Annotated in this window: 22 protein-coding genes and 1 tRNA gene; 15 read left to right on the forward strand and 8 right to left on the reverse strand. The window is 62.5% G+C overall.

Going from position 1 to position 21,099, the window contains the following annotated elements; genetic code table 11:
• The 9 genes from E7813_RS11860 to E7813_RS11900 all read left to right on the forward strand — a co-directional run.
• The coding region (locus E7813_RS11860) for a DUF6537 domain-containing protein (RefSeq protein ID WP_363331171.1) at positions 1-500 on the forward strand (500 nt) is incomplete at its 5' end.
• 230 nt (positions 501-730) lie between these two features.
• Positions 731-1,879 carry a thiolase domain-containing protein gene (locus tag E7813_RS11865; protein ID WP_291574063.1) on the forward strand — a complete coding sequence of 383 codons (1,149 nt, stop codon included), beginning with the start codon at positions 731-733 and terminating at the stop codon, positions 1,877-1,879.
• On the forward strand, positions 1,879-2,268 hold the full coding sequence (locus tag E7813_RS11870) for an OB-fold domain-containing protein (protein ID WP_291574173.1): 390 nt from the start codon (positions 1,879-1,881) through the stop codon (positions 2,266-2,268). The genes E7813_RS11865 and E7813_RS11870 overlap by 1 nt, the downstream gene beginning before the upstream one ends.
• Positions 2,269-2,464: 196 nt before the next feature.
• Positions 2,465-3,325, forward strand: a complete 861-nt coding sequence (locus E7813_RS11875; RefSeq protein ID WP_291574065.1) for a MaoC/PaaZ C-terminal domain-containing protein — start codon at positions 2,465-2,467, stop codon at positions 3,323-3,325.
• Between the two features lie 28 nt (positions 3,326-3,353).
• Entirely contained in the window at positions 3,354-4,232 is an 879-nt protein-coding gene (locus E7813_RS11880; protein WP_291574067.1) for an SDR family oxidoreductase, read from the forward strand.
• 63 nt (positions 4,233-4,295) lie between these two features.
• Complete coding sequence (locus tag E7813_RS11885) at positions 4,296-5,252, forward strand: dihydrodipicolinate synthase family protein (protein ID WP_291574069.1); 957 nt, start codon at positions 4,296-4,298, stop codon at positions 5,250-5,252.
• 4 nt (positions 5,253-5,256) lie between these two features.
• Positions 5,257-6,057, forward strand: a complete 801-nt coding sequence (locus E7813_RS11890) for an NUDIX hydrolase (RefSeq protein ID WP_291574071.1) — start codon at positions 5,257-5,259, stop codon at positions 6,055-6,057.
• Positions 6,058-6,192: 135 nt separating this feature from the next.
• Positions 6,193-7,170 (forward strand): tripartite tricarboxylate transporter substrate-binding protein, encoded by a 978-nt coding sequence (locus tag E7813_RS11895; protein WP_291574073.1) that lies wholly within the window; start codon positions 6,193-6,195, stop codon positions 7,168-7,170.
• A 92-nt stretch (positions 7,171-7,262) separates the two neighbouring features.
• Entirely contained in the window at positions 7,263-9,938 is a 2,676-nt protein-coding gene (locus E7813_RS11900; protein ID WP_291574074.1) for a PAS domain S-box protein, read from the forward strand.
• 35 nt (positions 9,939-9,973) lie between these two features.
• Here the strand turns inward: E7813_RS11900 and E7813_RS11905 are convergent, their stop codons facing one another.
• The gene (locus E7813_RS11905) at positions 9,974-10,321 is read right to left on the reverse strand and encodes a GrlR family regulatory protein (RefSeq protein WP_291574076.1); all 348 of its coding nucleotides are present in this window, start codon (positions 10,319-10,321) and stop codon (positions 9,974-9,976) included.
• Positions 10,322-10,487: 166 nt separating this feature from the next.
• Positions 10,488-10,871 (reverse strand): VOC family protein, encoded by a 384-nt coding sequence (locus E7813_RS11910; protein ID WP_291574077.1) that lies wholly within the window; start codon positions 10,869-10,871, stop codon positions 10,488-10,490.
• 320 nt (positions 10,872-11,191) lie between these two features.
• Between E7813_RS11910 and E7813_RS11915 the strand changes: the two genes are divergently transcribed.
• Together E7813_RS11915 and E7813_RS11920 are read left to right on the forward strand one after the other, a co-directional pair.
• Positions 11,192-11,752 carry a hypothetical protein gene (locus tag E7813_RS11915; protein ID WP_291574079.1) on the forward strand — a complete coding sequence of 187 codons (561 nt, stop codon included), beginning with the start codon at positions 11,192-11,194 and terminating at the stop codon, positions 11,750-11,752.
• Positions 11,753-11,923: 171 nt separating this feature from the next.
• Entirely contained in the window at positions 11,924-12,325 is a 402-nt protein-coding gene (locus E7813_RS11920; RefSeq protein ID WP_363331172.1) for a hypothetical protein, read from the forward strand.
• A 1-nt stretch (position 12,326) separates the two neighbouring features.
• Here E7813_RS11920 and E7813_RS11925 read toward each other — a convergent pair.
• Both E7813_RS11925 and E7813_RS11930 read right to left on the reverse strand, forming a co-directional pair.
• Positions 12,327-12,403: transfer RNA gene (locus tag E7813_RS11925), tRNA-Arg, on the reverse strand.
• Between the two features lie 87 nt (positions 12,404-12,490).
• The gene (locus E7813_RS11930; RefSeq protein WP_291574082.1) at positions 12,491-12,934 is read right to left on the reverse strand and encodes a hypothetical protein; all 444 of its coding nucleotides are present in this window, start codon (positions 12,932-12,934) and stop codon (positions 12,491-12,493) included.
• A 198-nt stretch (positions 12,935-13,132) separates the two neighbouring features.
• Between E7813_RS11930 and E7813_RS11935 the strand changes: the two genes are divergently transcribed.
• Positions 13,133-13,579 (forward strand): hypothetical protein, encoded by a 447-nt coding sequence (locus E7813_RS11935; protein ID WP_291574084.1) that lies wholly within the window; start codon positions 13,133-13,135, stop codon positions 13,577-13,579.
• A gap of 5 nt (positions 13,580-13,584) precedes the next feature.
• Here E7813_RS11935 and E7813_RS11940 read toward each other — a convergent pair whose 3' ends face one another.
• Positions 13,585-14,493, reverse strand: coding sequence for a PhzF family phenazine biosynthesis protein (locus E7813_RS11940; RefSeq protein ID WP_291574086.1), 909 nt, complete (start codon positions 14,491-14,493; stop codon positions 13,585-13,587).
• Positions 14,494-14,500: 7 nt separating this feature from the next.
• Positions 14,501-15,628 (reverse strand): S-(hydroxymethyl)glutathione dehydrogenase/class III alcohol dehydrogenase, encoded by a 1,128-nt coding sequence (locus tag E7813_RS11945; protein WP_291574088.1) that lies wholly within the window; start codon positions 15,626-15,628, stop codon positions 14,501-14,503.
• A 105-nt stretch (positions 15,629-15,733) separates the two neighbouring features.
• Here E7813_RS11945 and E7813_RS11950 point away from each other — a divergent pair, with 105 nt between their 5' ends.
• Together E7813_RS11950 and E7813_RS11955 are read left to right on the forward strand one after the other, a co-directional pair.
• Positions 15,734-16,615, forward strand: coding sequence for a DMT family transporter (locus E7813_RS11950; RefSeq protein WP_291574090.1), 882 nt, complete (start codon positions 15,734-15,736; stop codon positions 16,613-16,615).
• Between the two features lie 469 nt (positions 16,616-17,084).
• Complete coding sequence (locus E7813_RS11955) at positions 17,085-17,486, forward strand: DUF2177 family protein (RefSeq protein ID WP_291574175.1); 402 nt, start codon at positions 17,085-17,087, stop codon at positions 17,484-17,486.
• A 100-nt stretch (positions 17,487-17,586) separates the two neighbouring features.
• On the opposite strand, the gene E7813_RS11960 is transcribed toward E7813_RS11955, so the two are convergent.
• Positions 17,587-18,246: a peroxiredoxin gene (locus E7813_RS11960; protein WP_291574092.1), complete on the reverse strand. Its 660-nt coding sequence runs from the start codon at positions 18,244-18,246 to the stop codon at positions 17,587-17,589.
• 379 nt (positions 18,247-18,625) lie between these two features.
• Between E7813_RS11960 and E7813_RS11965 the strand changes: the two genes are divergently transcribed.
• Complete coding sequence (locus tag E7813_RS11965) at positions 18,626-19,204, forward strand: hypothetical protein (RefSeq protein ID WP_291574093.1); 579 nt, start codon at positions 18,626-18,628, stop codon at positions 19,202-19,204.
• 36 nt (positions 19,205-19,240) lie between these two features.
• Here the strand turns inward: E7813_RS11965 and E7813_RS11970 are convergent, their stop codons facing one another.
• On the reverse strand, positions 19,241-21,091 hold the full coding sequence (locus E7813_RS11970; protein WP_291574095.1) for an alkaline phosphatase family protein: 1,851 nt from the start codon (positions 21,089-21,091) through the stop codon (positions 19,241-19,243).
• Between the last annotated feature and the right edge of the window lie 8 nt (positions 21,092-21,099).

Consider the following 21,099-nt stretch of genomic DNA (forward strand, 5'->3'; position numbering starts at 1 on the left):
AGTTGCTCACCTACAAGGACGAATACGAAGTGGCGCGGCTCTATACCGACGGCAGGTTCGAAAAGCAGCTTCGCGACCAGTTCGATGGCGACTTCAAGATCAGCTTCAACCTTGCCCCGCCGATGCTCGGTGGCGGCACCGATGCGCTGGGACGGCCACGCAAGCGCGCCTTTGGCGCCTGGATGATGCCGGTATTCCGTTTGCTGGCGAAGATGCGGGTGCTGCGCGGAACCGCCTTCGACATCTTCGGTCACAGCGCCGATCGTAAGCTCGAACGCGACCTGATCGTCGGATACGAGAAGGACGTCGCCACCGTGCTCGGCCTGTTGTCGCCGCTGACGCTGGAAACTTCGGTCGAGCTGTTGTCGTTGCCGGATCGCATCAGGGGCTACGGGCCGGTAAAGGAAAAGTCGGTCAGGGATGCCAAGGCGCGATACGCGCAACTGGCCGCCGATCTCACCAATCCCCCGCCGGCGCCGCGCCAGATCGCGGCGGAGTAGGCGGCGCTCCCACCGTCATCCTGAGGTGCGCCCTGTTGCGCGCCTCGAAGGATGGGCCGCCGGCACCTCTATCGCATCCATCCTTCGAGGCTCGCCGAAAACGGCGAGCCTCAGGATGACGGCGGTGGCTGGATCGGACCGTCTCGCCCCACGGAATATTTCGGTCCTTGCCAAGGCCTGCCTGACAGGCCACAAAAACCGCCGGGAAGAAACACCAGCGGAGAGCCGTATTGAGTATCAAGGGCAACGCCTATCTGGCCGGGATTTACGAGCATCCGGCCCGGCATGCACCCGATAAGTCCACTGCGCAATTGCACGCCGAAGTCGCCAGGGGCGTCTTGGAAGATGCCGGCCTGACCAAGGCCGATGTCGACGGCTATTTCTGTGCCGGCGACGCCCCCGGCGGGGTGATGGCGATGGCCGATTATCTCGGCCTGAAAGTGCGCCATTTCGATTCCACCGATACCGGCGGCTGCTCCTATCTGGTCCATCTCGGCCATGCCGCGGAGGCCATCGCTGCCGGCCGCTGTTCGGTTGCGCTGATCACCCTGGCGGGCAAGCCGCGCACCGGCGCGATGCCGCCGCGGGCGCAGGGCGCCGAGGCCGATTTCGAAGCCGCCTATGGCGCCACCACGCACAATATCTACGGCATGTGCGCCATGCGCCACATGCATGAATTCGGCACCACCAGCGAGCAACTGGCCTGGATCAAGGTCGCCGCCTCCCATCATGCGCAATACAACGAGCATGCGATGCTGCGCGATGTCGTCACCGTCGAGGATGTGCTCAACTCGCCGATGATTTCCGATCCGCTGCACCGGATGGATTGCTGCGTCGTCACCGACGGCGGCGGCGCGCTGATCGTCACCACGGAGGCGATGGCGCGCAGCCTGAAGAAGCCGCTGGTTCGAATGATCGGCGCCGGCGAGGCGCTCAAGGGACCGCGCGGCGGCAAGGATCTCAACCTGACCTATTCCGCCGGCGTATGGTCGGGGCCCGCGGCCTTCGCCATGGCCGGCGTGACGCCAAAAGATATCAAGTACGCCTCGATCTACGACAGCTTCACCATCACGGTACTGATGCAGCTCGAGGACCTGGGCTTTTGCAAGAAGGGCGAGGGCGGCAAGTTCGTCGCCGACGGCAACCTGATTTCCGGCGTCGGCAAGCTGCCGTTCAATACCGACGGCGGCGGGCTCTGCAACAATCACCCGGTCAATCGTGGCGGCATGACCAAGATCATCGAAGCAGTCAGGCAGTTGCGCGGCGAAGCGCATCCCAAAGTGCAGGTGCCGAACTGCGATCTGGCGCTGGCGCATGGCACCGGCGGTCTGCTTGGTGTTCGCCACGCCGCCTCGACCTGCATCCTGGAGCGCGTATGATGGATTCGACCGTGAAATATCCGGCCCCGCAGGGCAACCCTGAAACCAAAGCGTTCTGGGATGCCACCGTCGAGGGCAAGCTCATGATCAAACGCTGCACCGCCTGCGGCGAGCCGCATTATTTTCCGCGTTCGATCTGTCCATTTTGCTTCTCCGACAAGACGGTGTGGGAAGAAAGCTCCGGCGAGGGCGAGATCTATACCTTCAGCCTGATGCGCAAATCCGCCAGCGGACCGTATGCGATCGGCTACGTCACGCTGAAGGAGGGGCCTTCGCTGCTGACCAATTTCGTCGACTGCGACATGAGCAGCTTGAAGATCGGCCAGAAGGTCAAAGTCGTGTTCAAGACCACCGACGGCGCGCCGCTGCCGTTCTTTACGCCGGTGTAGCTCTACCTTCTCCCCTTGTGGGAGAAGGTGGCAGCCGAAGGCTGCCGGATGAGGGGTTTCTATCCGCGGGCAAATTGTCCGCTGCACCAACCCCTCACCGGAATGAGGTTGTGATCGGCGCCGATGATGTCCTCTCCCACAAGGGGGGAGGGCGATGCGACTGGCGCCAAAAAGAGAAGTTCGGGAGAAGACCCCAATGCCGATCAAGTACGACGAGCTGATGGCGCTGAAAAATCTTGGCCAGAAATACGCCTATAGCGACCGCGAGGTGATGCTGTACGCCTATGGCATCGGGCTCGGCGCCGATCCGATGGACGAGAAGGAGCTCGCGTTCGTCAATGAAGCCGCGGCTACGCCGCGCGCGTTGAAGGTGGTGCCGACCTTTGCTTCCGTTGCGGCATGGGGCGCCGGCCCCGGCGAAATGAACCTCAATCGCGTCATGGTGGTCGATGGCGAGCGCGACATCACGTTCCACAAACCACTGGCAAGCGCTGCCCACATCACCGCCGATTCCACTGTGCTCGACGTGTTCGACAAGGGCAAGGACAAGGGCGCGGTGATCCGGCACAAGACCGTGCTCAGGGATGACAAGGGCGAGCCGCTCGCGACCTTGGTCGCCTCCCGTTTCGCGCGTGGCGATGGCGGTTTTGGCGGGACTTCCGAAGGCCAGCCCGAACCGCACAAGGTGCCGGCCCGTGCGCCGGACAAATCCATCGATATTTCCACGCGTCCGGATCAGGCCCTGGTGTACCGGCTCTGCGGCGACCGCAATCCGCTGCACAGCGATCCCGAATTCGCCAAGCGCGCCGGCTTTCCCAGGCCGATCCTTCACGGCATGTGCACCTACGGCATTACCTGCCGCGGCATCCTGCAAACCTACGCCGACTATGATCCCCATGCCTTCAGACAGCACGTCGCGCGGTTTTCCTCGCCGGTCTATCCCGGCGAGACCGTGACGATGGATCTGTGGAGGGACGGCAATGTGATTTCATTCGAGGCGAAAGTGAAGGCGCGCAACGTCGCCGTGATCAGGAGCGGCAAGACGGTGTTGGGATAGCTGCCGTCATTGAAAGGGAGAAGACGTCATGGGACTACTCGACGGCAAGGTGGCGCTGATTACCGGCGCGGGCGGCGGCCTAGGTGAGGCCTATGCCAAACTGTTCGCGCGCGAGGGTGCTGCGGTCGTGGTCAACGATCTCGGCGGGCCCCGTGACGGCAGCGGCGGCGACAAATCGATGGCGCAGAAGGTAGTCGACGCGATCAAGGCGGAGGGCGGTCGCGCGGTCGCCAACGGCGCCGACATTTCGACCATGGCCGGCGGCCAGTCGGTATTCGACGACGCCATCAGGCATTTCGGTCGTGTCGACATCCTGGTCAACAACGCCGGCATCCTGCTCGACCAGACTTTTGCCAAGGCGACCGAGGCCGCTTGGGACAAGGTGTTGAAGGTGCATCTGAAGGGCACCTTCTGCGTCAGCCAGCCGGTGTTCCGATGGATGCGGGAGAACGGCGGTGGTGTCATCGTCAATACCTCGTCGACCTCGGGCCTGATCGGCAATTTCGGCCAGACCAATTACGGCGCCGCCAAGGGCGGCATCTGGGGGTTGTCGAACGTGCTGGCGATCGAGGGCCGTAAATACAACATCCGGGTCTGGACGCTGGCTCCGGGTGCGTTGACCCGCATGACCGCCGATCTGCCGCGCTATATCGAGAATCCCGGCGCCGCTTTGGGCCCGGACGGCATTGCGCCTGCCGTGCTATATATGGTCAGCGAATTGTCGGGCGATCAGACCGGCAAGGTTCTGGGCGTCTCCGGCCCGCGTGGCGTGCGCGAGATGCGGATGATGGAAAAGCCGGGCTGGAAGCCGCCGCATCAGGGCTGGAAGGCGCAGGATATCGTCGCACATGCCAAGGAGATTTTCTTCTCCGAGGAAGAAATCAAGATGGGCGCAAGAAGGTTTTAGGATGGTTGTCATTCCGGGCTCACGCTGCGCGCCCCGGAATGACGAATGAAAATGAGAGGCGCTATGACAAAACTCACCCACAAGGCCGCAGGCACCTTCGCGATCGCGCCAACGCCGTTTCACGATGACGGCCGCATCGACGACAAATCGATCGACCGGCTGACCGATTTCTACGCCGAGGTCGGCTGCGAAGGCGTCACCGTGCTCGGCATTCTGGGCGAAGCGCCGAAGCTGGAAGCTTCGGAAGCCGAGGCGGTGGCAAAACGCTTCACCAAGCGTGCGAAAAGTATGCAGATCATCGTCGGCGTCTCGGCGCCGGGATTTGCCGCGATGCGCTCGCTGGCGCGCGCCTCGATGGATGCCGGTGCGGCCGGGGTGATGATCGCGCCGCCGCCGCATCTGTGCACCGACGATCAGATCATCGGTTATTTCAAGCAGGCCGCCGAAGCCATCGGCGACGACATTCCCTGGGTGCTGCAGGATTATCCGCTGACCTTGTCGGTGGTGTTCACCCCGGCGGTGATCCGGAAAATCGTGATGGACAACCCGTCCTGCGTGATGCTCAAGCACGAGGATTGGCCGGGACTGGAAAAGATCTCCGCACTTCGCGGCTTTCAAAAGGACGGCTCGTTGCGACCGCTGTCGATTCTGACCGGAAACGGCGGGCTGTTTCTCGATTTCGAGATGGAACGCGGTGCCGATGGTGCGATGACCGGCTATGCTTTCCCGGAATTGCTGATCGATGTCGTCAGGCTATCGAAGGCCGGCAAGCGCGACGCCGCGCACGACCTGTTCGACGCGCATCTGCCGCTGATCCGCTATGAGCAACAGCCCGGCGCCGGACTGGCGGTGCGCAAATACGTGCTGCAGAAGCGCGGCGTGATCGCCTCATCCGCACAGCGCAAGCCGGGTTCGACCATGACGGCGGCGGCCAAGGCCGAGGTCGAATATCTGCTCTCGCGGGTCGCCAGGGTCGACAAGCGCGCCAACCTGCAACCGCAATCCAGTGCCGCGGAATGATCTGATGCCCGAAGCCGTCGCGCCGCGTCCTGCGTCGACCATCCTGTTGCTGCGCGATAATGCGGCGACAACAAGCGAGATCGAGGTCTTCATGATGGTGCGCCATTATGAGATCGACTTTAACTCCGGCGCGCTGGTGTTTCCGGGCGGGAGCGTCGACAAGGGCGATCAGGAGATCATCGGCCGATCGGAGCTTTATTCCGGCGGCGAGGGGCTCGATGCCAGCGCTTTAAGTTTCCGGATCGCCGCGATCCGCGAAACCTTCGAGGAAAGCGGAATCCTGCTGGCGCGGCCCAGGGAATCGAAAACCCTGGTCGACGCGAAGCGGGCAGCCGAGATCGAAGCCGCCAATCGCGCCTCGCTGTGCGAGGGCCAGACGACCTTTCTGAAGATACTCGCCGACAACGGGATGCTGCTGGCGCTCGATCTGCTGGTCCCTTACGCCCACTGGATCACGCCGGAAGGCATGCCGAAGCGGTTCGATACCTGGTTCTTCCTGGCTGCAGCGCCTCCGGAACAGGCCGGCCGCCATGATGGCAAGGAATCCACCGATTCGATCTGGCTGTCACCACGCGATGCGCTGGCGGGCGGCGAGAGCGGGCGGTTCAAGCTGCCGTTTCCGACCACCCGCAACCTGATCAGGCTCGGCAAGCAGCCAAGCGTGAAGGCCGCGCTCGACGACAGCAGGGGCAAGCCGATCGTGACCGTGATGCCGGTCATGACCCGGCTAAACGGCGGTCGCCAGCTTCGTATCCCCCTTGAGGCCGGTTATGACGGCGAACTGTTCGAGGTCGGCGCGGTGTAACGCGATTTTTCGGCGCCAGGCGACCGATTTGAGGACGACGTTGCCGTCTTGCTCGCGATCGGGATTGTCGGCATTCTGCCGATAAATTTGCAACGTCTCCAAGACGCCGCAGAAACGATCGGGGCAGGACACACCATGAAGACATGGCGCATCGGCGTAATCGTGGGGGTGTGGCTGACCGCCCTTGCCGCTGCAGGCACCGGATATGCCCAGGAGAATTTTCCCAATCGCCCGGTGCGCGTGCTCGTTCCCTATGCGCCCGGCAGTGTGGTCGATGTGTTTGGACGCATCGTCACCCAGAACATGGCCGAGCAGTGGAATGCCTCGATCATCCTCGAATCCAAATCCGGCGCCAACGGCTCGATCGCTGCCGAGGAAGCCGCTCGCGCTGCGCCGGACGGATACACCTGGCTGATGGTGACGACGTTCTTTACCGCGAGTCCCTCGCTGTTCGTCAAGTTGCGCTGGGACCCGGTGCGCGATTTTATCCCGATCGGGCAGATCTGCCGGGCGCCGAATTTCTTCATCGTGCCCGCCAGCCTGCCGGTAAAGAACGTCGCCGAATATGTCGCCCTGGCCAAGGAAAAGCCGGGCGTGCTGAATTACGGCCATCCGGGCAAGGGATCGACCGGGCATCTCGGCTTCGAACTGTTCAAGCGGCTGGCCGGAATCGATGTCCCCGATATCGGCTATCGCGGCTATCCGCAGATGGTGTCGGATATCGCCACAGGGCGGCTCACCTCGACCTTCCTGTCGGCCAACCAGGCGCTGGCGCAGGTGCAAACCGGCGCCATCAGGATCATCGGCGCCATCAACGACGGCCGCTCGAAATATTTCCCTGACGTGCCGACCATGGCCGAGCAGGGCTATGCCGAGGCGCAGGTGACGCCGTGGTTCGGCATCGTGGTGCCGGCGGGGACGCCGCAGCCGATCGTCGAGCGCATCAGCAAGGCGCTGGAGGCGGCGCTTGCGACATCGGAAGTGCAGCATAAACTCGACATTGCCGGATGTGAGCCGAAAGCCGCGTCGCCCGGGCAATTCGCCGACATCATCAAGGCCGACGTCGCACTATGGGCGAAGGTCGTCAAGGACGCCGGGATCACGGCGGACTGAGCCGGAACCGGTTTGGATCCGCAGGCCGGGCAGGTTCCCCAACGGACGGATTCCAGCGTATATAGGCGGACTGCCCGGAGTCGGTTTCGACCATGCCTCTTGCCGCCCTTATCCAACGGATACGGTCGTTTTCGCTTTCGATCGGCCAATTGACCTTTGGCGGCTTCCTGCTGGTGCTGGCGGTTATCACCGCGACCAGCATGGCCAGCGTCATCGCCATCAGGCACATCGATGCAACCTTCGCCGAGTTGCAGCGGCTGCAGGATGTCGGCGACCTCGCCGAGGAGGTCGACCGCCGCATGAACGAATTGCGGCTCGCCGCCCGCAATTTCGTGACCAATCCGGGCGCCCAGTCCGACCAGGTCGGAGAGGCGGCGGCGGCGCTAAGCGCGCTGTTGAAGAAGACCCGGCTGGAACTTGCGCCCGAACAGCGCGACATGATCGACGGCGTCACCGCGCGGCTGCAGAGCTACCGCGACGGTATCGAACGCGTGACCGCGCTGTTTGCGCGCCGCTCCAAACTGGAAACGGAACTGGCGCCGTTGCGTGAGCGGTTTGAAGCCGCGATCACCGAAGTACCCGACCGCGCCAGCGCCGGAAATCTTTTCCGCGCGCAAAACGAGATCGCCCAGGCGTTGCTCGCGCACGATCCGGCGGCTGCCGAACAGGCCGCCCAGCGCATGCGGACGCAATCGATCGAGGATCCGGCGCTTCGCTCGGTGGTCGATGCCTATGCCGGCGCAATTATCTTGATCGCGGGCACGGACGGCGAGATCGCCGAAATCGACAAGGACGTGCTCGGTACCGAAGGCCGATTGATCGGACAGGTGACCGAACTGCTGCGCGAAGTCAGCGCGCGGCAGGGCCGGGTGCTGGCCAGCGATTTTGCCAGGACGCTCGCCGACGACAAGTGGCAAAGCATTATCCTTGGCATAGCGGGAGTAATGATCGGACTTGTCGCGGCGCTGTTTGTGGTGCGCCGGACCGTGCGTCCGCTGGCGTCGATCGCCAACTCCATTCGCGCGCTGGCCGCGGGCGAGAAGAGCGCCTCGATCCCGGATACCGATATCAATAACGAGATCGGCGATATCGCGCGCGCCGCCGAAGTGTTTCGCCGGACGCTGGTCGACGCCGATACCGCGCGCGAAGCGGCGGTTCACGCGCTGGCCGAGCAACGGCTGGCCGAAGAAAGCTACCGCAAGCTGTTCGAAGGTTCCGTCGACGGAATCTACGTGACGACCCCGGCTGGCGCGCTTCTGAATGCGAATCCGGCGCTGGCACGGATGATGGGATATGAGACGCCGGAAGCGTTGATCCGCGGCGTCAACGACGTCACCCACCAGATCTACGTCCATCCGGCGGCGCGCGCCGAATACCAGTCGCTGATGCAGCGCGACGGCATGGTCCGCGAGTTCGAATATCAGGCGCGTCAGCGCGGCGGCACCACTCTCTGGCTCTCCGACAGCGCCACGGTGGTGCGCGACGAGGCCGGTGAGGTCATCCGCTATGAAGGCACCGTGCGCGATATCACCGATCAGAAGCGCGCCGAGGATGCCATCGCCGAAGGCCGACGAATGCTGCAGCAGGTGATCGACACGGTGCCCGCCGTCATCAACGTCAAGGACAAAAACCTCCGCTATACCCTGATGAACCGCTACATGGCCGGCATCTTCGGTATCGAGCCCGCGGCCGCCATCGGCCGCACGACCACCGACCTGATGTCGCGTTACGGCGCGCAAAAGACCGACGAGAACGACAAGCGTGTGCTGGAAGCGGGCAAGGGCCTGGGATTTTACGAAGAGGAATACATCGATTCGGCGGGCAACATGCGGCAATGGCTGGTGAACAAGCTTCCGCTGCTTGATCCGGAAGGCCACATCGAAAGCATCGTCACCGTCGCGCTCGACATCGGCGAGCGCAAGCGCGGCGAACTGGAGATGCGAAAGGCCAAGGATGACGCGGAAGCGGCGCTGCGCAATTTGCGGGAGACCCAGAAGTCGCTGATCGAGGCCGAAAAGCTCGCGGCACTTGGGCGGTTGGTGGCGGGTGTCGCCCACGAGGTCAACAATCCCGTCGGCATCAGCCTGACGGTTGCTTCATCGCTGGAGCGCAAAAGCGCCAACTTCGCCGCCGAAGTCGCGCGCGGCGATGTCAGGCGTTCCTCGCTCAATGAATTCCTGGAGACCAGCCGCGACGCGTCGTCGCAATTGGTAGCCAATCTCAACCGTGCGGCCGAACTGATCCAGTCGTTCAAGCAGGTCGCCGCCGACCGCAATTATTCCGACCAGCGCAGCTTCGACCTCGGCGATCTCACCGAGCAGGTCGTGATGAGCCTGCGGCCGGGATTGCGAAAGCACAATCTGACGCTCACCGTCGACTGCCAGCCGAATCTCGTGATGAATTCCTATCCCGGCCCCTACGGACAGGTGCTCACCAATCTGTTCCTCAATTCCATGGCGCACGCCTTTCCCGACGGCAAGCCGGGGGCGATCGATATCAAGGTGAGAGAGTCCGGCAAGGACAATGTCGAGATCATCTTTTCCGACAATGGTTGCGGCATGAGCCTAGACGTCCGGCGTCGTGCGTTCGATCCGTTCTTCACGACGCGTCGTGATCAGGGCGGCACCGGACTTGGACTTCATATCGTCTACAGCATCGTGACCAACCGTCTCGGCGGCCGGCTCGATCTGGATTCCGAGCCCGGTGAAGGCACCCGGATCCAGATTATCCTCCCCCGGGTCGCACCCTTGGAGCAGGCGGCGGAATAATGAGGTTGCGGGGTCCTTGGGCGCGGCGGAGCGGACTAGTCGACCTCGGCCAGCTTGCGCAAGGTAGCCGCGAAGATCTGGCTGGCTTTGCCCACCAGGGCCGTCCCGTTCATGACCGCCGCGGTATCGGTATAGGTGCCGGTGACGCCGATACCGACCGGACTCGGGCCGCCGAACAGCGGGTTGGCGTCGGGACTGCTGGTGTGACGCTGGACCAGAACCTCGCCCTTGAAGGTGCCGTCCTTCGCCGTATAGCTGCCGGTGTAAAACAGGTAGGCATCGCCGCCGAGGATTTTGCCGTCCCGGAACATGATCACGCCACTGCCTTTGCCGGACCGGCCATCCTGCAGGCTGACATGGATCGAATACAGACCGTTCTTCATGATGCGCCGGTTACGACCTCCGTCACGGCGGTCCAGTTACGCCGTTATGCCAAAGCGGGATACGCAACGTCAACGCGGCAGGTTGACCGCGTCATGACGCCTTTACGCAAACTTTCCGGGAATCCGGAAAATGCAAGATAACAAAAGAAGACGGTGGCGCGGCGGTTTAGGCGTATTTCTTGTCGCGCTCCAGAAGCTCGACCGAGATGCCCTGCGGTCCGCGGATGAAGCAGATGCGGACCCCCGGCCGGATGGTGGTCGGCTCCTTGGTGAATTCGACGCCCTTGGCCTTGATCTCGGCCGCAACCGCATCGATGTCCTTCACCGTCAGCCCGAAATGATCGAGGCCCTGATAGGGCGTCACCGGCGGCGTATTGACGCCATCGCCTGCCGTGACTGGCGCGATGAACACATTGGCGCCGCCAAGCTTGACGTCGATCCGCCCGGGGCCGCGAACGATGAGCCCGCCCAGAATATTCTCCAGCCAGGCGGCCATCGCCTCCGGATCGGGGCTACGCAAATGGACATGGTCCCAAGTGACGATCGGCATCGCTGGTCTCTCCCTTTTGGTTCTTATGCGTCGTCCGCCGCGAGGTTATGCGCCGGCCCGGGGCGCGCGAGCCGCCGCCCACCCGAGTTTAGCGGTCACCTTCTGCCTTGGCCACCCCGCGCCCCAAGAGCGGAGGCCGCCTGGCACGTGTTTTTTTTGTTGCGTCCGGATGCAACCATTTCCAGTTTCATGTATTACTGACTAGCGGCGGAACCGCGTGAATCGGCAGTCGTATTGGGAGCCGTGCGGTGTAACGCCCGCGCGGCTTTTTATGTGCGGCGCAGCAGGTATTTCGTTCGCCGTTGTCGGATGGCATGACGATGGACATTGCACCTTACCGCTTCGACTTGAGCAGACTAGCGGCGATCAAACGCCTCAAGCCGGGATTGATCGGCCCGGTTGTTCTACTGGGCTGTCTAGGTGTGTGGCTGTGGTCCGGCTATCCCGGTAACCCGGCCCAAAGCCAACCGGTGCGGCTGTCGACGGCGACCACGGAACCACCGGCGCTGAATCCCGCCACGCCCGCTACCGACGCCGCGCGGGAAGGGCCCTTGTTTGGCGATCCTGCGATCGCACCCGACGGGACGGCGGCGATCGATGGTCTCAAGATTTCATCGCAGTCCTGGCGCCGGGGAGGGCTGGGATCGAATGCCCTGGTGACGTTCACGCTGCGCAATGGCAATGACTATGCGGTAAGGGATATCGAGATTTCCTGCGTATTCACCCGCAGGGACGGAAGTCACCTGACCGACCGCACGCGGATGATCCATGACATCGTCAACATGAAAAGCCGTAGAACCTTTGCGCGCATGCACGTCGGTTACGTCAATGTCAACGCCAACCAGGCCAAATGCGCGCTGGTTGCGGCGACCCGCATCTAGCGACGAATTGCCCTTATACGCCAAGGAAGCGGTAACTTTGTTGTTAGATTGGGCGCCGCTGCGCGCGGAACCAATCGCACCATGACCGGTTAGGCGAGTGACCCGCGCACGCCGCGCGGCGGAGCGACGCCGATGCCTATGATGCGGTATTTCTTTTTTGTCGGTGGAGCGTTGCTCGCGCTGCTCTTCATTTTGGATGCGGCGCTGCCGAAGCCGCCGGTGGCGGATGGGCCCGATACGGCGGTTGATCTGACTACGGTGCGGATACACTCCGACCGGAAATGGCCGGAGCGGGTCGTGTTCGATACCAGCGTTCCCGCGGCCGTGCCTGCGACTGTTCCCGCGTCACCCGCTCAGATCGAGGCCAATGTCTCGGCGCCGGCGATTGTGGCCGACATTTCGGCGGGCGCGCGCGTACGGGACGTATTTGCGCAATTTGTGCCGGCCTATCCAAAAAAGCCGGAACTGAAGCCGCAGCAGAAACGTAAAACGGCAACAAGCCGGCTCGGCGTCCCGATGGTTCGGGTCGCGCAGCAGCCGCGTTTTGGCTTCTTGGCGAATGATACCTGGTAACTGGCGCGCTCGGAGAGATTCGAACTCCCGACCCTCGGATTCGAAGTCCGATGCTCTATCCAGCTGAGCTACGAGCGCAGTTTCGAACGCCGTGAATATCAGACTTGCCAGCGCAGTTCCATGACCCTTGGAGGGAACGTCCAAACCTCCTGTTCAGGGAATTGGTCACTTCACTTGCGTAAAGTTATTTGGAATGAAGTGGACGCCATGTCGACGCCATATCCAAGCGGCGCGATCGCGGTCTTTGCCCGATTTAGCGTGCTGGACGCAACACCAAGCCTTTTGCTTCAGGCCGGCCGATCTGCGGCTGTGGGGGCGATGGTTTTTCCTGAAGCCTTCCTCGATCTGCGACGGCCCTATGGTTCGTTTTGGCCTGACGGGATTTAGCGTACCCGCACTGACGTCGAGGCCCTCCGCAAGCCTGGCCGTTGCAAATTGTTTGGCGTCATCTTCGCTGGTGAAGGTTTGTGAACGGCGAGAATAATGTTCCCTGGTGTCCTCACGCGGGACGTAAACCGAAACGTACCAGGTGTTCGGATGTTCCTTGCCAACACGCGCTGCCGTCGTCCCAACCGTGCAGTCATGTTTTTCGTCGCGGCGGTGCGGCATTCAGTTCATGCGGGGAATCAATATTCCGGGGGAAACGCCCGAAATTCCGCGAAAATTCCGCTGCTGGACCGGTATTTCACCCCCGATCGGACTGCTTAACGAAATTCCAACACAGTCCGGCCAGAGTTGCGCCGTCTGGTTCCGCTAGGGACCATTTTCCGCTTCCCGACCGGCTACTTCTGGCTCCCGACCCGACCCATGCGCATCACGCCCTTCGCCCTGCCGTTGCTCTCGCTTTTGGTCGCTGCGCCCGCGCGCGCCGATCTGCGGATCACCAGCGACCACGGCGGCTATGTCGAAGAATACAAGGCGAGGTATGAGCGCATCCGCGACCGCCACGAGCGCGTCATCATCGATGGCATCTGCAATTCGGCCTGCACCTTGGTGTTCGGCATCGTGCCGCTGAACAAGGTCTGCGTCACGCCGCGCGCCAGTCTCGGCTTCCACCAGGCCTACTACGACAAGGCTTTCACCTTCGGGATCAAGGTCACGAGTTCGGAAGGAACTTCCGAGCTGATGTCCTATTATCCGGACACGGTGAAGGACTGGATCCGCCGCAATGGCGGCCTTACCACCGAGATGAAGAAGATCAAGAACGGTGAGGAACTCTGGAAGATCGTCGATCCCTGTCCGGAAGCGTTCTGATCTTCTCAAGCCAGTTCGATTGTTCCCGACATTACCGGTACGCAGCGGCCGCCGATGAAGGTCGCGGTGACGGTGCCATCTTTCTTTTCGGCCTCCGCCCGCAGGATGCTCGGACGACCCATCTCCACCCCTTGGGCGATCGTCTTGGTCAGCAAAAGATTTGCTTCCGGGCGCAGCTTGGCCAGCAATCCGATGAGAGCCACGTTGGCGCTGCCGGTTGCCGGATCCTCCGGGATGTTCAAATGAGGCGCAAACATCCGCGCCCGGATGTCGATGTCACCCTCATCGACCTGCGTGTAGAGCATGATGCTGACGGCCGGATGCTTGCTGACTTCGAGCCGAAACACATCGCCGTTCGGACTGGCCGCGGCGAGCGCGGCGCGGCTCTTTAATTCGGCCAGAATGAACGGCGCGCCGCAGGAAGCGATGCATGGACGATGACCGGCATTCGCGATATCGGCGAGTGGAACGCCGCAAGCCGATGCAATCAGCTCGGCTGGAACCTCCGCGCCGACCGAGAGCGGCTGCGGGGAAGCCAGCCTCGCGCCCACCACGGTTGTGCCGTCTCTCAGGATCTCGATCGGGACCAGCCCGGCCTTTTCCTCGAACACGACGCTGTCCCCATTGATGACCCGGCCGTAACAGACGCCCGCGCGGGCCAGCACGAAAGCGGTGCCGACATTGGGATGGCCGGCAAACGGCATCTCGCTGCGCGGCGTGAAGATCCACACCTCGGCCGTATGTGTGGCGTCCTGCGGGGGCCGGACAAAGGTCGTCTCCGCCAGATTGAATTCGGCGGCGATGGCCTGCATCTGCCCGACCGAGAGCCCTTCGGCGTTCAGGACGACGGCGAGCGGATTGCCCGCAAATTGCGTGCCGGTGAAGACATCGACGGTCTGGAATTGCAGCTGCATATGCCCCCTAAAACGTCACAACGCCGCGAATGGACTCGCCGCGCTTCATCAGCTCGAACGCGTTGTTGATCTCGGCGAGCGGCATCACATGCGTGATCATCGGATCGATCTCGATTTTGCCCTGCATGTACCAGTCCACGATCCTGGGAACGTCGGTGCGGCCGCGCGCGCCGCCGAACGCGGTACCCTTCCACACCCGGCCCGTCACCAGCTGGAACGGCCGTGTCGAAATTTCAGCGCCGGAGGGGGCGACCCCGATCACGATCGACTGGCCCCAGCCGCGATGGCAGGCTTCCAGCGCCTGCCGCATCGCCGTGACGTTGCCGGTGCAGTCGAAGGTGTAGTCAGCGCCGCCGATCTGATCGGCGCCCGCCTTGGTCATGTTGACGAGGTGAGGGACGAGATCCTTGCCGAGGTCTTTCGGGTTGATGAAATGGGTCATGCCGAAGCGTTCGCCCCAGGCCTTGCGGTCGTTGTTGATGTCGACGCCGATGATCATGTCGGCGCCGGCCAGCCGCAGGCCCTGCAGCACGTTGAGCCCGATGCCGCCGAGGCCGAACACGATGGCTTTGGCGCCTTGCTCGACCTTCGCGGTATTGATGACCGCGCCGATGCCGGTGGTGACGCCGCATCCGATGTAGCAGACCTTGTCGAACGGCGCGTCCTCGCGAATTTTGGCCACCGCGATTTCCGGCAGCACGGTGTAATTGGCGAAGGTCGAGGTGCCCATGTAGTGGTGAATCGGTTTGCCCCCCATCGAGAACCGCGAGGTGCCGTCGGGCATCAAGCCCTGGCCCTGGGTGGCGCGGATCGCGGTGCAGAGGTTGGTCTTGCGCGACAGGCAGGACGGGCATTGCCGGCATTCCGGCGTATAGAGCGGAATGACGTGGTCGCCTTGCTTGACGCTGCCCACGCCGCGGCCGATATCGACCACCACGCCGGCACCCTCGTGGCCGAGAATCGCCGGGAATAATCCTTCGGGGTCGGCTCCGGACAGCGTGAATTCATCGGTGTGGCAGACGCCGGTCGCCTTGATTTCGACCAGCACCTCACCCTCGCGCGGTCCCTCGAGCTGGACGGTCGTAATCTCCAGCGGCTTGCCGGCGGCGGTGGCAACGGCGGCGCGGACGTCCATGGCAATTCCTCATTCGCGGGTTTGGTTTCGTTATGTGATACCGGGCAGGACCCCTGCGCGTTTCACGATTGCCGGATAGCATATGTTCAGGCAATCAAAGCCGCAATGAACAGGGACTTCGAGGATTTTGCCGCGCGCGCGGCGCCGGCGATCTTTGTCGTGCTCTGGAGCACCGGCTTTATTGCCACCAAATACGTGCTGTATGACGCCGATCCGCTGACCTATCTCGCCATCCGCATGACGGTGGTGGTGGGATTGATGGCTGTTATCGTCGCGATCGGGCGGCCGCGATGGCCGGATCGTATCGGTATTGCCCACAGCGCAGTTGCGGGCATTCTGGTGCATGGCTTTTACCTGGGAGGGACGGCGATCGCGATCGCGCATTCGATCCCGGCCGGACTCTCGGCGCTGATTCCCGGCCTGCAGCCGATTCTGACCTCGACGCTGGCGAACCGCTGGCTCGGCGAACGCGTCACGCCGCTGCAGTGGACCGGGCTGTTGCTCGGGCTCGCAGGGGTGGTGCTGATCCTGCACAATCGCCCCATGAGCGGGGAAGCGGGTTGGGGCTGGCTGGCCTCGGGCGTGTCGCTGGTCAGCATCACCTTGGGCACGCTGTACCAGAAACGCTATTGCGGCCAGATCGACTGGCGTGCCGGAAATCTTGTGCAATATATCGCGGTCACGGCTTTCTTCGCGACCGGCGCGTGGCTGTTCGAGGACAATGCGGTGCATTGGACCGGCGAGTTCGTGCTGGCGCTGGCATGGCTCGCGGTGGTGCTGTCGATCGGGTCGATCGGGCTGTTGTACTGGCTGATCCGGCGGCGCTCCGCAGCGACATCGGTGGCGAGCCTGTTCTACCTCGTGCCGGCGGTGACGGCGATCATGGCCTATGTCCTGTTCGGCGAGCGGCTCGACACGGTGGCGATCGCAGGCATGGTGGCCTGTGCCGCCGCAGTATTTCTGGTCAACCGGCGCGGCCGGCTCTGACGCGTCCAAAACAAAAAGCCTCCGGGCCTTTACCCGGAGGCTCTCGTGAGCCAGCGCTCAGCGCCTGGATTTCTTCGTCTTCTTCTTTTTCTTCCTGGCGGCTTTCTTCGGAGCCGCCTTTTTGGCCTTCCTGGCCGATTTCTTCGCCGAAGACTTTTTCGAGGCCTTTTTCGAAGCCTTGGCTTTCTTCTTCGCCGTCACCTTCTTCTTGGCGGCCTTCCTGGCCTTTCTGACCGCGGGCTTGGCGGCTTCTTTCGGTGCTTCGGCAGGGCTGCTCATCGCCTCGGCCGCCGGCTCTACAACAGGCTTCTCGTCGTCCATATTTGCCCCCAGAGTTTATCGTAGTAACAACGATAGCGGAATTCGCCAACGTGTTAAAGAGATGCGTCAGGTTCACGCCGCAACTTTACCGGACCTCATCCGTATTACAGTTCGACACGTTACGCGGACGGAAAGCCGGGGGAGCCAAGTGAAGCGATACATCGTTCTTTATCTGGCGACGCTGATCGTTCTTGTCCCCGTCGATTTTCTGTTTCTGGGTATCCTCGCCAAGGGCTTTTTCAGCTCGCAGGTTGGCGACATGCTGGGTGAAATCAGACCGGCGCCTGCGATCCTGTTCTATCTGCTGTACGTCGTCGGCATCCTGATTTTCGTCAGCGGCGCGACCGCTGCGACCTGGTCATCGACACTGCCATACGGCGCGTTGTTCGGCTTTTTCTGCTACGCGACCTTCGAACTCACGTCATTGTCGCTGCTCAGGCACTGGACTTGGCCGGTGGTTGCGGTCGATGTGTGCTGGGGGACATTGGTGACGGCAATATCGTCGACGCTGGGGCTATCGATCGCCAATTGGATCGCGCCGAAGGTTTGAGGCCAAGCGTCGTCACGCCCGGGACATCCGGCGCGAAGACACGCTTCGCGCCTCTTTCCGGGCATGACGATTTTCGTCAACGATTCTCCAGGAGATGCGGCTATTTTGGCTGTGGCACGATCCGGATGTAGGGTTTGGGCGACTTCCAGCCCGCCGGATAGATGGTCTTGGCTTCGTCATCGGTGACCGAGCCCGCGATAATCACGTCCTCGCCCTGTTTCCAGTCGGCCGGCGTGGCGACGCGGTGCTTTGCGGTCATCTGCAGTGAATCGATCACGCGCAGGATTTCCTGGAAATTGCGTCCGGTCGTCATGGGATAGACCAGCACCAGCTTTATCTTCTTGTCCGGCCCGATGACGAAGACGTTGCGCACGGTGGCGTTGTCGGCGGCGGTGCGGTTGTTGGCATCGCCCGAGGTGGCGGCAGGCAGCATGTCGTAGAGCTTCGAGACCTTGAGGTCGGTATCGCCGATCATCGGAAAATTCGGCGCCGCGCCCTGGGTCTCCTTGATGTCCTCGGACCATTTGGCATGCCTGTCGACGGGATCGACGCTGAGCCCGATCAACTTGACGCCGCGCTTGTCGAACTCCGGCTTCAGTTTTGCGATCGCGCCGAGTTCGGTGGTGCAGACCGGAGTGAAATCCTTCGGATGCGAGAACAATAGTGTCCAGCTATTGCCGATCCAGTCGTGGAATTTGATCTTGCCGTCGGTGGTTTCAGCCTCGAAATCCGGGGCCACTGCGCCAATTGGGAGAGCCATGTTACGACCTCATGTCATTCAAGTTGCAAGGGAATTCGTCATTTTCAGTATAGGGTGTGAAGCCGCCTAAGTGAACGGCCGCCGCCAAAAGGATAAATCCTTCTCCGGGGCAGGGAACTCCTAGCATCTTCTTTTGATCCGTGTCTCTGCGTCCGAAAAACCACAGCGGCCACTATAACCCGATTGCCCCAATTTTGCCGCTTGCACGTCCCATCGACGCCGGCCCCGGCTGCGAAGTCCCCGAACCGTGACGCGGGGTCAGAGCGACCAATCAGCAACCATCAGGAAGAGACACCGCCGAAGTTTCGAATCGTTAACCACTCGTTTACGCCCGCATGGAAATGCTGCGTCAGAAATCAAGAAAATGAAAAGAGTACCAATGTCCGCCTCTGTCGCCAAGTTAGTCGAACCGCTCGCTGCCATCGAAACCCGGATCTCCTGCCGGGACACCGCCGCCGAAGCCCTGACCATGGTCCGCGATGGCGTGATCACCGGCGAAGGCCCGACCACAAGGGGCCGCATTCATTTTTCCCGCGTGCTGGATGCCGCTGACGCCGCCTGGTGCGCACGCATCCTGACCGCGACCGCCGTTGCGCATCAGCCGGTCAGCCGGGCCGAAGCCGAGGCGTTGTTCGAGATCAACGATGCCGCCGCCGAGCGCAGCGACGACGGCATCTTCGACGACCTCCTGGCCAAGGCCGTCGTGCACCATGCGGCGTCCGCGTCCGGGCTGCCGGTGCCGCCGCGCACCGTGGCGCTGTCGCCGGAAACCGCGATCGAGAGCTGGGCGCCCACAAGGGCTGTTGGCGTCGACACCGAAGTGCTGGAATGGATCGCCAGCCAAATGCGCGGCAAGCGCCGCGGCAACCGTACCCTGATGGCGCTGGTCGCCACCATCGTCGGCGCCGCCACGCTGCCGCTGACCCAACTGCCGAACGTGTTCGACATCGGGATGTGAATTCGGTCCGAGATAGCTGGTATCGCGACGGCGGGATTATTTCCCCGCCGTTTTTTGTTTGCCGCCGTCGGCATCCAGCCCGACCGTTCGCCCCGCAAATCCTGCCGCATCGAAATAGCGCTGCGTCAGCACGCGCTGGAAGTTCAGCACGGTGCGCAGGCCGTTGGCTGACGGCTCCGACTTGACCAAGCCGTAAAATACTTTCGGCGTCGCGCCATTGGGCATTGCTTCGGTCATCACCCGGCCGATCAGGTTGCCCTTCGGCTTCGGCGTGAGGCCGAGCAGCTTTGCCGCGGTAGCTCCGACATCGGCGTTGCTGACCGGCAACCCATCGACGTAACCGGTCTTAAAATCCGGACCGATCGCGGCGGTGAAGTTCATGGTGTCGCCGCGCCCGAAGCTGCCGTGCATGCCCTGGCCCTGCCGCAGCACGGTGTCGGCGATTTCGACCGAGCAGTTGGTCGGCTCGTCGCAGCCGGTCGTGTAGGAGCGGAAATTGACGACGATGGAAGGAGCCGGCGTCACTGCGCTGCCCCTGAGGCCGAGTTGCGAGGTCGGCAGCGTGCCGGCGAATCTGCCGAGATCGTCATTGACGAAAATTCCGCTGATATAGTCCTGCTCCAGCAGCGCCTTGACTGTGCGCGCGGCGAGCTTCTTGTCCTTGTTGGGCAGATAGATCAGGTCCGAGCCGCCATTGGTGGCAACCACGAGATCGGGTTTTGCGGGATCTTTGCCGAGCAGGCCGTTGCCGGCCTTGGGGCGGATATTGTCGGCAACGGGAGCGTTCTTGTCGTTCGGATCGAACAGCGGCAGGTCAAGCGCCTTGGCAAGGTCGATGGCGAGAAAACCCATCGGCAGAAAACCCTTGGGGGTATCGTCGTAGGTCCCGTTCACCGAAGGACTGGTCTTGCTCTCCTTTGAAATCGTCGAGAAACCGTGGTCGGACGAGATGATGATGTTGGTGGAGGCGGCAAGGCCGAGATCGTCGAGCGCCTTGCGCAACTGCGCCAGATTGTCATCGGCATTCTTGATGCCGGCGAGCGAGGTGGGGCCATTGATGCCGGGGGTGAGGGTGTTGAGGCTGTCGCCGCTGTTGTGCTGGCTGCCGTCGGGATCGCGCGACCAGAATACCAGCACGAACGGCTTGTTGCGGGCCTTGAACATCGGCAGTACCACCTTGGTGGCGACATCGGCAAACCAGGCCTGCTGGGCGGTATTCGGCACCGTGGTGCCCGGTGTCTTGGCGTCGCCGGCCTTGCCGTTGTCGCCGCGGGATGGCGTGGCGAGCGGAAGACCGGCCTTGGTCAACTCCGCCTGCATCTCCTGCGAGAGCGGCATTCCGCCCTTGCCGCCGGTGGAATCGTCGATCACGATCGAATGCAGGCCGTCGCCGCCGGTTTTGTCGGTGTGGTCGAAAATCAGGGTCGGGCCGAGCTTGCCCAGGGCGGCCGTGCTGTAGCCCTGGGCGCGCGCCATTTTCAGCACGGTTTCCTCGTTGAGATAGTCGCCGCCGAAGTGCTCGTCGGCATCGATGATCACCGGATCGGATTCGAGGAACGGCGTGACGGTGCCGCTGGCCGGCGCGACGGCATAGCCGGTAAAGATCGTGTTGGAAAAATCGCCGGTGTCGCCGAGGTAATGGCCGGTCGCCATCGCCGAGGCATTGGCCGTGGTGAAGGTCGGGAATAACGCGTGCGAGTTGCCAAAATTGACGCCCTTGTCGCGGACGTCAGCCATCGCCGGCGCGGTTTGTGGGGTCACGATCCGCCCGCGCAATCCGTCCGGCACGAACAGGATCAGGTTGCGCGGGGTCGCGTTCTGCGCCAACGCGATGTCCGCGGATAGCAGCGTTAACCCGGCGGACAGCAGGACGATTGAGCGATACATTAGGAAAC

Source organism: Bradyrhizobium sp. (genome assembly GCF_004799405.1).
Lineage (GTDB): Bacteria > Pseudomonadota > Alphaproteobacteria > Rhizobiales > Xanthobacteraceae > Bradyrhizobium.